The sequence below is a fragment of the Knoellia aerolata DSM 18566 genome (genome assembly GCF_000768695.1).
Taxonomy (GTDB): Bacteria; Actinomycetota; Actinomycetes; order Actinomycetales; family Dermatophilaceae; genus Knoellia; species Knoellia aerolata.
This window is the reverse complement of sequence record NZ_AVPL01000042.1, coordinates 17818-31190: the sequence shown is the minus strand read 5'-3', so window position 1 is coordinate 31190 and position 13373 is coordinate 17818. Positions and strand designations below refer to the sequence as shown.

Annotated in this window: 10 protein-coding genes; 6 read left to right on the top strand and 4 right to left on the bottom strand. The window is 72.1% G+C overall.

The genetic code is table 11. The features are described from left to right. The 4 genes from N801_RS13820 to pruA form a co-directional block, all read left to right on the top strand. A partial coding sequence (locus N801_RS13820) for a CpaE/TadZ family protein (RefSeq protein ID WP_156996778.1) occupies nt 1–1021 on the top strand: 1021 nt, incomplete at its 5' end. Between the two features lie 62 nt (nt 1022–1083). After that, nucleotides 1084–2514 carry a WS/DGAT/MGAT family O-acyltransferase gene (locus N801_RS13815; protein ID WP_035938882.1) on the top strand — a complete coding sequence of 477 codons (1431 nt, stop codon included), beginning with the start codon at nt 1084–1086 and terminating at the stop codon, nt 2512–2514. 17 nt (nt 2515–2531) lie between these two features. Beyond that, complete coding sequence (locus tag N801_RS13810; protein WP_245618454.1) at nt 2532–2948, top strand: DUF6912 family protein; 417 nt, start codon at nt 2532–2534, stop codon at nt 2946–2948. Nucleotides 2949–3200: 252 nt separating this feature from the next. Then, a complete protein-coding gene (gene pruA, locus N801_RS13805) occupies nt 3201–4829 on the top strand; it encodes an L-glutamate gamma-semialdehyde dehydrogenase (protein ID WP_035938878.1) in 1629 nt (542 codons plus the stop codon). A gap of 168 nt (nt 4830–4997) precedes the next feature. On the opposite strand, the gene N801_RS13800 is transcribed toward pruA, so the two are convergent. Genes N801_RS13800 through N801_RS13790 form a run of 3 tightly spaced genes read right to left on the bottom strand, consistent with a single transcriptional unit; the run spans nt 4998 to nt 6334 of the window. After that, nucleotides 4998–5486 (bottom strand): DUF2505 domain-containing protein, encoded by a 489-nt coding sequence (locus N801_RS13800; protein WP_052113030.1) that lies wholly within the window; start codon nt 5484–5486, stop codon nt 4998–5000. Nucleotides 5487–5534: 48 nt separating this feature from the next. Continuing rightward, nucleotides 5535–6059: a hypothetical protein gene (locus N801_RS13795; RefSeq protein ID WP_035938876.1), complete on the bottom strand. Its 525-nt coding sequence runs from the start codon at nt 6057–6059 to the stop codon at nt 5535–5537. Further along, entirely contained in the window at nt 6056–6334 is a 279-nt protein-coding gene (locus tag N801_RS13790; RefSeq protein WP_156996777.1) for a hypothetical protein, read from the bottom strand. The genes N801_RS13795 and N801_RS13790 overlap by 4 nt, the downstream gene beginning before the upstream one ends. Before the next feature lie 140 nt (nt 6335–6474). Between N801_RS13790 and N801_RS13785 the strand changes: the two genes are divergently transcribed. Together N801_RS13785 and N801_RS13780 are read left to right on the top strand one after the other, a co-directional pair. Then, complete coding sequence (locus N801_RS13785) at nt 6475–11370, top strand: NAD-glutamate dehydrogenase (protein ID WP_035938871.1); 4896 nt, start codon at nt 6475–6477, stop codon at nt 11368–11370. A gap of 24 nt (nt 11371–11394) precedes the next feature. After that, nucleotides 11395–12873, top strand: coding sequence for a sensor histidine kinase (locus tag N801_RS13780; RefSeq protein ID WP_035938868.1), 1479 nt, complete (start codon nt 11395–11397; stop codon nt 12871–12873). A gap of 72 nt (nt 12874–12945) precedes the next feature. Here the strand turns inward: N801_RS13780 and N801_RS13775 are convergent, their stop codons facing one another. Then, nucleotides 12946–13194: a WhiB family transcriptional regulator gene (locus tag N801_RS13775; protein ID WP_035938865.1), complete on the bottom strand. Its 249-nt coding sequence runs from the start codon at nt 13192–13194 to the stop codon at nt 12946–12948. Nucleotides 13195–13373: the final 179 nt, after the last annotated feature.

The window sequence follows — 13373 nt, the reverse complement described above, 5'->3', positions numbered from 1 at the left end:
CGGCGGCGGCGGTCCGGCGACGGTGACCGACGACGAGCTCGCGCGCTGGCTCGACGGACCCACCCGGAGCGGCGGCTTCGACGGCGGCCCAGCCGACGCGGAGCACGATGCGGAGCACGATCCGGAGAACGATGCGGAGGGCGACGGCCTGCCGGCGCGCGCCCTCGTCACCGCGGTGTGGGGACCGACGGGCGCCCCGGGGCGGACGACGATCGCCGTGGCCCTGGCGTCCCACCTCGCGGCCCGGGGCGTCCGCACGCTGCTCGTCGACCTCGACACGTGGGGCGCGAGCGTCGCCCAGTACCTCGCCCTCATCGACGAGGCTCCCGGGGTGGCGGCGGCCGCGCGGGCGTCGGAGCAGGGGACGCTCGACCTGGCCGCGCTGTCCCGGGTGGCACCCGAGGTGACGGAAAGGCTGCGGGTACTGACCGGCATACCCACGCCGTCGCGGTGGCCCGAGCTCCGGACCGGTGCGGTCGAGGACATCCTCGAGCAGGCCCGCGGCCTCGTCGACCACGTCGTCGTCGACTGCGGGTTCGCGCTCGAGGACGACGAGGAGCTGAGCTACGACACGGCGGCACCCCGCCGCAACGCGACGACGCTGACCGCGCTGGAGCGCAGCGACTCGCTGGTCGCCGTCGGCGCCGCCGATCCCATCGGGCTCCAGCGACTCGTCCGGGCCGTGCAGGACGTCGGGGTCGTCCCCTCGCCCGTGCCGACCGTCGTCGTCAACAAGGTGCGGGCCTCGGCGACCGGGCCGAGGCCCGAGCGCGCGCTCGCCGACGTGCTCTCCCGGTTCGCCGGGCTCGAGGACCCGATCTTCGTCCCGTGGGCCCCGGAGGAGTGCGACGCGGCGCTGCTCGCCGGCCGCAGCCTCGTCGAGCAGGCGCCGACCGCGCCCGTGACCGCGGCCGTCGCCCGGATCGCCGAGTCGGTCCGGCCCGGCCTCGCGTCCCCGGGTCGGGCCGCTCGTCGCGGCCGGCGAACGCGGTTGCGACGGGGGTCACACCGGTCCGCGTGAGCGCACCCTCGGCCTTTCCGTGCCCGGCACGGGGGTGTGCACCCGTCTGACACGATGGGCACGTGGCCGACCGCATGAGCACCCTCGACAGCAGCTTCCTCGCACTCGAGGAGCCGTCCACGCCGATGCACGTGGGTTCGGTCATGGTCTTCGACGCCCCCGACGAGGGGTTCGACTACGACCGCCTGGTCGGCATCATCGCCCGCCGCATCGCCTACGTGCCGCGCTACCGGCAGCGGGTCCGCAACGTCCCGGGCCGGCTCGCGAACCCGGTGTGGATCGACGACGAGCGGTTCGACGTGACCTACCACGTGCGTCGCTCCGCGCTGCCCCGCCCCGGCGGTGACGAGCAGCTCGAGGAGCTCATCGCGCGGATCCAGCCGCGCCCGCTCGACCGCAGCCGCCCCCTCTGGGAGGTCTACCTCGTCGAGGGTCTCGCCGACGACCGGTTCGCGATCATCACCAAGACCCACCAGGCGCTCGTCGACGGGGTCAACGCCGTCGACATCGCCCACCTCATCCTCGAGGACTCCGAGAGCCCCGGGTCGCAGAGCGTCCACGACACGTGGCGCCCGAGCCGCGAGCCGTCGCAGACCGAGCTCATCGTCAGCGCGCTCGCCGACACGGTGCGCGCGCCCGGGCAGCTCGTCGAGACGGTCCAGTCGGGGATCACCGACGTCAAGACGACCGCCGGGCGGGTCCTCGGCGTGGCCGGCGAGGTGGTCTCCGCGCTGGCTCGGGCGTCGGCGAGCCCGGCTCCCACGTCACCCCTCAACGCCCGCGTCGGGCGGGCCCGCCGCTACGTCATGGTCGGCACCGACCTCGACGACTACAAGAAGGTGCGCTCGCGCCTCACCCAGGGCGCGTTCGCCGACGACGTCAGCATCAACGACGTCATCCTCGCCACGATCACCGGTGCGTTCCGCACCTGGCTGATGATGCGCGGCGAGAGCGTGCACGGCGCCACGACGATCCGGGCCATGGTCCCGGTGAGCGTGCACGACGTCGAGAGCGAGCTGTCCGCAGGCCGCCACCTCACCGCCTGCTTCGTCGACCTCCCGGTCGGCGAGCCCGGGGCCTCGATGCGGCTGCACCAGATCGCGTTCGCCATGCGCCAGCAGATGGAGGCCGGCAGTGCCGTGGGCGCCGACACCCTCGTCGGGCTCGGCGGGTTCGCGCCGCCGACGATGCACACCCTCGCCGCCCGGCTCGGCGGGGCGGTCTCGCGACGGCTGTTCAACGTCGCCATCACCAACGTCCCCGGCCCGCAGCACCCGCTCTTCGTCGCCGGCGCGCAGATGGCCTCGACCTACCCCGTCATGCCGCTCGGGGTGTCCAAGGCGCTCTCGATCGGGCTCACGTCCTATGACGGCGGGGTCTACTACGGGCTCTACGCCGACCGCGACGCGCTGCCGGACGTCGACGTCCTCGGGCAGTCGATCGTGGACTCGCTGCAGGAGCTGCTCGAGGCTCCTCGCTCCCGGACCCGCTGAGAGGACCTGTCGTGCCGATGGTTCGTGTCTACGTCCCCCTCGACCCCGCCGCCCTCGAGGGCCTGCGCCGGCGCGGTGAGGTCGGTCCCGTCCCCGTCAGCGCGCACGCGGCCCTCGACACCGAGGCCCGCACGTCGGGCAAGGACGACGAGGACCGGGAGTACGCCGCGTGGTCGGCCGCCGCCGCCGACGCGGCCGAGCGTGCCCCGGACGGGGGTCGCCGCGTCGTGGCCTCCGCCGACGTCGACACCGCCGTGGTCCGCCGGGAGGACGAGGACGACACCGCCGTCGAGCTCGACGTCGTCGTCGCGCTGTCGCGGATCGCGTCGTTCCACATCGACGAGCAGCCGGGCGGCGAGACGGCCGACCTCCTCTGGTACGACGTCACCGAGCTCGACGACGTCATCGCGCTCGCCGCCCGCCCCACCCCCTGACCGTCCGCCCACCCTCCCCGCGCCCGCCCCGGCTTCCCCAGCGTCCGCAAAGATGGTGGGGATCGCGACCAAGGGTGCGGACGCTGGCAGCCGGGGGGCCCCCAGCGTCCGCCCGGCTTCGCCAGCGTCCGCAAAGATGGTGGGGATCGCGACCAAGGTTGCGGACGCTGGCAGCCGGGGGCGCGAGGGGGTGCGGGAGGGCGTGGGAGCATGGGGGCGAACCCGCCACCCACGGAATCGAGGAAGCAACCGATGGACGCTGTGACCCACGTCCCCGCCCCCACCAACGAGCCCGTCCGCGACTACGCGCCGGGCAGCCCCGAGCGCGCCGCTCTGGAGGTGGCGCTCCTCGAGGTCGGCGGGACCCGCTGGGACCTGCCCCACACCATCGGGGGCGTGCGCGTCGAGGGTCGCGGCACGAAGATCACGGTGCGCCAGCCCCACGCGCACGCCAAGGTCCTCGGCACCCTGCGTGACGCCACGAAGGCCGACGCCACCGCGGCGGTCGACGCCGCCACCGCCGCCGCCCCCGCGTGGCGCGACATGTCCTTCGACGACCGGGCCGCGATCCTGCTCAAGGCGGCCGACCTCCTCGCCGGCCCGTACCGCGCCAAGGTCAACGCGGCGACGATGCTCGGACAGAGCAAGACGGCATACCAGGCCGAGATCGACGCGGCCTGCGAGCTCATCGACTTCTGGCGCTTCAACGTCCACTTCGCCCGCCAGATCCTCGAGGAGCAGCCCCCGGCGAACTCCCCGGGCATCTGGAACCGCACCGACTACCGCTCCCTCGAGGGCTTCGTCTACGCGATCACGCCGTTCAACTTCACCGCCATCGCGGGCAACCTCCCGACCGCCCCGGCGCTCATGGGCAACACCGTCGTGTGGAAGCCGTCGCACAGCCAGCAGCTCGCCGCCCAGTTCCTCCTCGAGATCCTCGAGGAGGCCGGCATGCCCCCGGGCGTCATCAACCTGGTTGCCGGCCACGGCACCGAGGTCTCCGACGTCGTGCTGGGCCACCCGGAGTTCGCCGGCCTGCACTTCACCGGGTCGACGCGGGTGTTCCAGCAGCTGTGGCAGCGGATCGGCGCCAACCTCACGAGCTACCGCCACTACCCGCGCATCGTCGGCGAGACCGGCGGCAAGGACTTCATCCTCGCCCACCCCAGCGCCGACCCCGACGTCGTCCGCACCGCGATGATCCGCGGCGCGTTCGAGTACCAGGGCCAGAAGTGCTCGGCGGCCTCACGCGCGTTCATCCCCCGCAGCATCTGGAAGGTCATCAAGAACGACCTCGTCGGCCTCACCGAGGGCCTGACCATGGGTGACGTCACCGACCTGTCGAACTTCATGGGCGCGGTCATCGACGACCGGGCGTTCGCCAAGCACAAGGCGGCCATCGACCGGGCCAGGGCGACGAGCGGCATCGACGTCGTCGCCGGCGGCAGCTACGACGACTCCGAGGGCTACTTCGTCCGGCCGACGATCATGGTCGGCGAGGACCCGCACGACGAGATCTTCACGACCGAGTACTTCGGTCCGCTGCTCTCGGTGCACGTCTACCCGGACCGCCAGTTCGGCAAGGTCATGGACACCATCGACTCGGCCTCGGCCTACGCCCTCACCGGCTCGATCATCGCCCAGGACCGCGCGGCCGTCGCCGAGGCGAGCCACCGCCTCCGCTTCGCGGCGGGCAACTTCTACGTCAACGACAAGCCGACCGGCGCGGTCGTCGGCCAGCAGCCGTTCGGCGGTGGACGCGCGTCGGGCACGAACGACAAGGCGGGTTCGGCCCAGAACCTCCTGCGCTGGACGAGCCCGCGCTCGATCAAGGAGACGTTCGTGCCGCCGAAGCAGCACACCTACCCGCACATGGGCTGACGCCCGTTGTCCGACTGATGGCGCATGGCGGTCACGTCCGCCGGCCGAGGGCCCACCCGGGTGAACGCCATGCGCAATCAGTCGGGGGGGGCACCCGGGGTGAACGCCACGCGCAATCAGTCGGGGGGTCAGCCGGGGTGAACGCCGTGCGCAATCAGTCGGGGCGGGTCAGCCGAGGCGCCGGTGGAGCAGGCGGGTCTCGATGTCCGCCGCTGACGTCAGCGGCTCGGCGCCGGCCTTCTCCAGCCGCCCACCGATGAGGGGCACACCCGCCCGCAGGTCCGCCTCGAGCTCGTGCACGCTGCCAGAGTCGGTGGGGGACAGGCGGATCCAGCCCTTCAGCGTCATCGGTGCGCCCTTGACGTGGAGGTTGAGGTCGGCCACCCGACGACCGTCCGGGTCGGCCGGTCCCCAGGTCTGCACCTCGACGATGGTGAGGGTGGCGCCGACGAACGAGCGGGCGAACTCGGGCAACCCGTCCGCGGGGAGGTGGCGCTCGGTGGTGATCACCGTGCGGTCACCCCGCATGGTGACGTCGGCGCTCCACCGGCCGGTCGTCGTGGCGTCACACTTCTCGTCCTGGAAGGCCGGGTCGCTCATCACGGCGAACACCGCCTCTGGGGAGGCGGGGTACTCGGCTCGGTGGGTGAACTTCACGAAGGGCTCCTCACGTGGTGGGACCCCCGATCCTGCCACCGCACCGGCTCACCCGAGCCGCAGTGCCGCCGCGAGGACCTCGAGGTCCTCTCGTGACTCGCCGATCCGGGCCAGCAGCCGGTCACGCCGTCGCCGGTGCTGGACGGCGACGGCGTCGAGCTCGGCCTGCAGGGCACGCACCTGCGCATCGCGCTCGCCCACGGTGCGCGGGTCGGCCTCGCCGGTCACCCCCCACGCCGGGAGCACCCGGCCCTCGGCGACGACCAGCCCGCGCTCGGCGGCGGCGTCGACCACCGCCCGGGCCCGCGCCTGGAGCTCGCTCAGCTCCGCGGCATACGTCTGGAGCGCCTCGCCCACCTGCTCGGTGTGGCGCCCGACGTCGGTGAGCGCGGCCATCGCCCGCCGACCCTGCTTGCGCGTGCGCACCGAGGTCGACGTGCCCCAGATCTCACCCAGAGAGGCGTATGCCGTCCTGCCCCGTCCCTCGACCACCGCCAGCTCGCGGCCCACCCGACGGGCCGTCGCGCCGGCCGCGGCCAGGGAGGCGGGGTCCCCGGGGACGGGGAGCCTCATCGCTGCTCGGTCCTCACGGGTCCGTCGTCCACCACCGGGTGGCGGGCGGCGGATCGGGCGATGGTCGACCGGTGCTGGGCCACGACCTCGTCGACCGCCCGGAGCACGTCGGCGACCTGGTCGACCCAGGCGTCGACAGCGCGCTGCGGGTCGGGCTCGCCCATGACGACGAGGCAGGACAGGAGGTCGTCCTCGGCGCCGGCGAGGCCCTGGCCGACCTCCCCGAGGTCGGCACCCACCGCGGCGAGCGCCTGGGTGTCCACCGGCCGTCGCACGTCGTCACTCTAGTGCTCACCCGCCACAGCTCCGGTCCCTCATCCACAGTCCCGCGGGGGTGGGTAGTCTCGGTGGAGGACACAGGGACGTGTCCCGCCGAGGCATCGGCGACGCCGCGACGCAAGGATCTGCAGCGCACATGACGGAGTCATCGGTCCAGCCCCGATCGGCCACGCTCGCCGCCATCGACACGGCGTTCGCCGCCCTCGACCCACGGCCCGACGGCATGGTCGTCGTGGGCCGCTACTTCCGGCACGTCCCCGACGAGGAGCTCAGCGCGCGACCGCCGCGGACCCTCGCCGGCGCGGTGAAGTCGCACCTCGAGCTGGCCCAGTCGCGCCGGCCCGGCCAGGCGGCCGTCCGCGTGTTCAACCCGACGACCGACAGCGACGGGTGGTCGAGCTCCCGCACCGTCATCCAGGTCGTCACCGACGACATGCCCTTCCTCGTCGACTCCGTCACCGGGGCCATCGTCCAGCGAGACCTCGACATCCACCTCGTCGTCCACCCGCAGCTGCGCGTGCGCCGCGACGCGTCGGGCGAGCTGGTCGAGACGTGCGACGAGGACTGTGCCGGGCCGGTGTCCGAGGCGCCGGACGTGCTCTCGGAGTCGTGGATCCTCCTCACCATCGACCGCCTGGGCGACGAAGCCGCGCGTGACGAGCTCGCGGCCACCCTCGAGGACGTCCTCGCCGACGTGCGTGGAGCCGTCACCGACTGGCCGACGATGCGCACCCGCTGCCTCGTCATCGCCGCCGAGCTCGAGGGCGCACCGCCGCGCGGGGTCGACAAGGACGAGGTCACGCAGGCGATCGCCTTCCTGCGCTGGATGGCCGACAACCACTTCACCTTCCTCGGCTACCGCGAGTACGCGCTCGAGGAGACCCCGGAGGGTGACGTCATCCGGCCCCTCGGCGGCACCGGCCTCGGCGTCCTGCGGCAGGACCCCCCGGCGGACAAGAAGCTGATCCCGCTCTCGCCGCAGTCCAGCCGCAAGGCGCGCGAGAAGGGGGTGCTCGTCCTCACCAAGGCGAACTCGCTCTCGACCGTGCACCGGCCGGCATACCTCGACTACGTCGGCATCCGCAGCTACGCCGCCGACGGGACCACGTTGGGGGAGCGGCGCTTCCTCGGGCTCTACGCCTCCACCGCCTACACCGAGTCCGTGCTGCGGCTCCCGGTCGTCGCCGAGAAGGTCAAGGCCGTCGTCGACCGCTCGGGGCTGGCCCCGGACTCGCACACCGGCAAGGACCTCGTCGAGGTCCTCGAGACCTACCCCCGCGACGAGCTCATCCAGGCCTCGCCCGACCAGCTCTTCGAGACGGCGATGGCCGTGGCGCAGCTCCAGGAGCGCCGCCGCACCAAGCTCTTCCTGCGCGAGGACGACTTCGGCCGCTTCGTCTCCTGCCTGGTCTACATCCCGCGCGACCGCTACAACACCGGGGTGCGCACGAGGATGGCCGCCATCCTCAAGGACGCGTTCGGCGGCGAGAGCGTCGAGTTCACCGCCCGGGTCAGCGAGCGGGCGCTGTCGCGCCTGCAGTTCGTCGTGCGGGTCCCGGTGGGGGAGCGGGTCCGTCACCTCGACGAGGAGCAGCGCTCCGACCTCGAGCGCCGGCTCGTCGAGGTGAGCCGCACCTGGGCGGACCGGCTCGGCGACGGGCTGCGCGACCGCCTCGGCGAGGTCGAGGGCGACCGGCTGCTCGACCGCTTCGGGCGCGGCTTCCCGACGAGCTACGAGGAGACGTTCTCGGTCGTCCAGGGCGTCGCCGACCTCCAGCACCTCGACCGCCTCGGTGACGGGCGGCGCACGAGCGTCGCGCTCTACCGGCCCAGCGACTCACCCGAGAACATCCGACGCTTCAAGCTGTTCCGCGTCGACCCCCTCTCGCTCACCGACATCCTCCCGATCTTCACGGACATGGGTGTGGAGGTCGTCGATGAGCAGCCCTACGAGGTGATGCGGTCCGACGGTGTCCTGCTGCACGTGTACGACTTCGGGATGCGGGTCCAGAACTCCGAGATCTGGTCGCGGGTGGCGCACGAGGAGCTGCGTGACCTCTTCGAGAGCGCCGTCCTCGCCGTCTGGGACGGACGCGCCGAGTCCGACGGGTTCAACCAGCTCGTCCTGGCCGCCCGGCTGACCTGGCGCCAGGTCGTCGTGCTCCGCACGGTCGCCAAGTACCTCCGCCAGACCCAGGCCACCTTCAGCCAGTCCTACTTCGAGGACGCCCTCGTCTCGAACCCGGCCATCGCCGCCGACCTCGTCGCCTTCTTCGAGGCACGCTTCGACCCCGACCGCGAGGGCGACGTCGACGCCCGGGCCGCGGAGGAGGGTGAGATCGCCGAGCGGGTCATCGGCGCCCTCGACAACGTCAGCTCGCTCGACGAGGACCGCATCATCCGGTCCTTCCTCGCCGTCATGCGCGGCACGCTGCGCACGAACTTCTTCCAGGTCGTGTCGGGCGGACCCAAGCCCTACGTCTCGCTCAAGCTCGACCCCACGGCCATCCCCGACCTCCCGGCCCCGCGGCCGGCCTTCGAGATCTGGGTCTACAGCCCCCAGGTCGAGGGCGTGCACCTGCGGTTCGGCTCGGTCGCGCGCGGAGGCCTGCGGTGGAGCGACCGCCGCGAGGACTTCCGCACCGAGATCCTCGGGCTGGTCAAGGCGCAGATGGTCAAGAACGCCGTCATCGTCCCCACCGGCTCGAAGGGCGGCTTCTACGCGAAAAAGCTTCCCGACCCGACGGTGTCACGCGAGGCCTGGCTGGAGGCGGGGAAGTCCGCCTACCGCACCTTCATCTCCGCGCTGCTCGACGTCACCGACAACCGCGACGGCACCGACATCGTGCCGCCCGAGCGGGTGGTCCGGCACGACGGCGACGACTCCTACCTCGTCGTCGCCGCCGACAAGGGCACGGCGACGTTCTCCGACCTGGCCAACGGCGTCGCGCAGTCCTACGGCTTCTGGCTCGACGACGCGTTCGCCTCCGGTGGCTCGGCCGGCTACGACCACAAGGCCATGGGCATCACCGCCCGAGGCGCGTGGGAGTCGGTCAAGCGGCACTTCCGCGAGATGGGCGTCGACACGCAGTCCGAGGACTTCACCGTCGTCGGCATCGGCGACATGAGCGGCGACGTCTTCGGCAACGGCATGCTCCTCTCCGAGCACATCCGCCTCGTTGCGGCGTTCGACCACCGCCACGTCTTCATCGACCCCGAACCCGTTGCCGCGCAGTCGTTCCCGGAGCGCAAGAGGCTCTTCGAGCTGCCGCGCTCGTCGTGGGACGACTACGACAGGTCGCTGATCTCCGAGGGTGGCGGCGTGTTCTCGCGCTCCCTCAAGGCCATCGAGATCACGCCCCAGATGCGCGCAGCCCTCGGGCTGGCCGACGACGTCGCGACCATGACCCCCACCGAGCTCATCCACGCGGTGCTGCTCGCCGAGGTCGACCTGCTGTGGAACGGCGGGATCGGCACCTACGTCAAGGCGTCCTCCGAGGACCACCTCTCGATCGGCGACCGCGCCAACGACGCCATCCGCGTCGACGGCAGGCAGCTGCGCGTCCAGGTCGTCGGTGAGGGCGGCAACCTCGGGCTCTCCCAGCTCGGCCGCATCGAGGCCGCCCTCTCCGGGGTGCGGGTCAACACCGACGCCATCGACAACAGCGCCGGCGTCGACACGTCCGACCACGAGGTCAACATCAAGATCCTCCTCGGCGACGTCGTGCGCCGCGGCGACCTGACCATCGAGGAGCGCAACACGCTGCTCGCCTCGATGACCGACGACGTCGCCGAGCACGTGCTGCGCGACAACTACGAGCAGAACGTGCTCCTCGGCAACGCGCGCGCCCAGGAGCTGTCGATGGTGCCGGTGCACGTGCGGCTCATGCGCTGGCTCGAGAAGCGCGGTGAGCTCGACCGTTCGCTCGAGTTCCTCCCGAGCGACGCCGAGATCGCCAAGCGGGTGTCGGAGGGCGTGGGCCTGAAGTCACCCGAGTTCTCGGTGCTCGTCGCCTACGCGAAGCTGGCGCTCAAGAAGGACATCCTCGAGAGCGACCTCCCGGACGACCCGTACTTCGCGGCGACCCTGGCCGACTACTTCCCGCAGGCACTGCGGGAGACGTATGCCGACGAGCTCGGCCGCCACCCCCTCAAGCGCGAGATCATCACCAACTCGGTCGTCAACTCCATGGTCAACCGGGGCGGCATCACCTTCGTCTTCCGGACCCAGGAGGAGGCGGCCGGCAGCCCCGAGCAGGTGGCGCGAGCCTTCATCGTGGCGCGCGAGGTCTTCGGCCTGCGTGCCTACGTCGAGCAGGTCGAAGGGCTCGACAACGTCCTGCCGACGGCCGTGCAGACCAGGCTCTACCTCGAGTTCCGCCGGCTGCTCGACCGGTCGGTCCGGTGGCTGCTCGCCGCCCGACCCGGGACCCTCGACATCACGACCGAGGTGACGCGACTCGGGCCCGTGGTGGCCGAGCTCGCGCCGCGGATCCCCGACCTGCTCCAGGGCAGCGAGCGCGAGCGCGTCATCGCCCAGACGACGGGCTGGGAGGACGACGGGGTCCCCGAGGACCTCGCCGCACGGGCCGCGACCCTGCTCGACAGCTACTCGCTGCTCGACGTCGTCGAGATCGCCTCCGACCTCGACCGCACCCCGGGGGACGTGGCCGAGGTGTACTTCAAGATGTCGGAGCGCTTCGGGATCGACGGGATGCTCAACCGCGTGGCGCAGCTCGCGCGCGACGACCGGTGGGACGCGCTCGCCCGTGGCGCCCTGCGCGACGACCTGTATGCCGTCCTCGAGGCCTACACCCGCAACGCCTTCGAGGCCGAGGCCGAGGTCGACCTCGACGGTGACGGCGTGGTCAGCGCCGACGAGCGGATCGAGTCGTGGTGCCGGTCCAACAAGGACGGCGTCGCTCGGGCCGAGAGCCAGCTCACCGGCATCCTCGGGCTGGAGAAGCCGACGATCGCCGCCCTGTCGGTCGCGCTCCGCTCGCTGCGCTCGGTGGTCCGGACGGGGAGCTGACCGGGCAGGACCTAGGCTCGGCGCGTGAGCACCCTCGCCGACTCCCTCCGGTCCTCGACGACGCTCGAGGACCACGAGATCGAGTGGGTGCACCTCGTCGTCGGGGACTGGCAGCTCATCGCCGACCTGTCCTTCGCCGACCTCGTGCTCTGGGTCCCCTCGGGCCTCGACGGCTGGCGGGCGGTGGCGCACGTGCGGCCCAACACCGGCCCGATGGTCTTCTACGACGACGTCGTGGGGCGGAGCTCCGGCAGCGCGCGCGACCCGATGCTCTCCGAGGCCTTCCGGCACCAGCGGATCGTCGACGGTCGCGAGCCGGAGCGCCAGGACGAGATGGCGGTACGGGAACGGGCCGTCCCGGTCGTGCGCCAGGGGCGCTCGCTCGCGGTGATGACCCAGCACACCAACGTGCTGGGCGGCCGCACCCCGAGCCGTCTCGAGCTGACCTACCGACAGCTCGCCGGGTCGCTCACCCGGATGATCGCCGCGGGGGAGTTCCCCAGCCCGTCCGCGCCGACGGGCGCCCGGCGCGGCGCGCCCAGGGTCGGTGACGGGGTCGTCCACCTCGACATCGAGGGCGCCGTGCTCTACGCGAGCCCCAACGCCATCAGTGCCATCCACCGACTGGGGCACCGAGGCGACGTCATCGGCGAGGTCCTCGCGACCGTGGTCGCCGACCTGCTGCAGACCTCCGGCTCGACCGTCGATGAGTCCCTGGCGGTCGTGACCACCGGGCGCGCGCCGTGGTGGACCGAGGTGTCGACGACGTCGGCCAGCGTGACCATGCGTGCCATCCCGCTCACCGACGGCGGTCAGCGCGACGGGGCGATGCTCCTGCTGCGAGACGTGTCCGAGCTGCGGCGGCGCGAGCAGGAGCTCATCACCAAGGACGCGACGATCCGCGAGATCCACCACCGGGTGAAGAACAACCTCCAGACGGTGGCCGCTCTGCTGCGGCTCCAGTCCCGCCGACTGCCCGACGAGGCCGCGCGCAACGCGCTCGACGAGGCCGTGCGTCGGGTCGGGACGATCGCGCTCGTCCACGAGACCCTCAGCCGGGGCATCGACGAGACCGTCGACTTCGACGAGATCGCGGTGCGGGGCCTGCGGGCCGTCGTCGACGTCGCGGTCACGGAGCACCCGGTCGAGTCCACCGTCCGGGGGTCGTTCGGACGGATGCGGGCCGAGGACGCCACCTCGCTCGCGATGATCGTCTCCGAGATCGTGCAGAACGCGGTCGAGCACGGGCTCACCGCCGGCGGCACGATCACGGTGGAGGTCGAGCGGGCCGAGGTCGAGCCCGGTGTCGAGGGTCTCACCGTCTCGATCACCGACGACGGCACCGGGCTGCCGGCGGGCTTCCGGCCGGTCCGGGCCGGGCTCGGGACGCGGATCGTCACCTCGCTCGTCCAGGACCTGCAGGGCCGGATCCGGTGGGAGCCCGCGACGCCGCGGGGCACCCGGGTCGAGTTCACCGCGCGGCTCCGCCCGCTCTCACGCTGACCGCCGCGCCCGCCGGGCACACAAGTACGGCCTCGCCGCAATGGCGAGGCCGTCGAGCTGTCGTGCGTTGGGTCAGCCGGCGCGTCGAGCGCGAGCGTTGCGTCGCTTGAGCGCGCGGCGCTCGTCCTCGGAGAGTCCGCCCCAGACACCGGCGTCCTGTCCGGACTCCAATGCCCACTTGAGGCAGGTGTCGACGACGTCGCAGCGGCGGCAGACGGCCTTGGCCTCCTCGATCTGCATGATCGCCGGGCCGGTGTTCCCAATCGGGAAGAACAGCTCGGGATCCTCATCGAGGCAGGCAGCGCGGTCGCGCCAATCCATGGGTGGTGCTCCTGTCAGTGGAGTTCAGGTGGGCTGGCCGCTTGCCGGCGTGGGCAAGGACCAGGAGAGCTTGCGTCCTTGCAAACCACATCGGACGTGACACACAGACGTCCGATCCTTCAGTCTAGACCCCTGGACCCAATTAAGCACGGGTTGAGTGGTAGGAGTTCGTGGGCGCC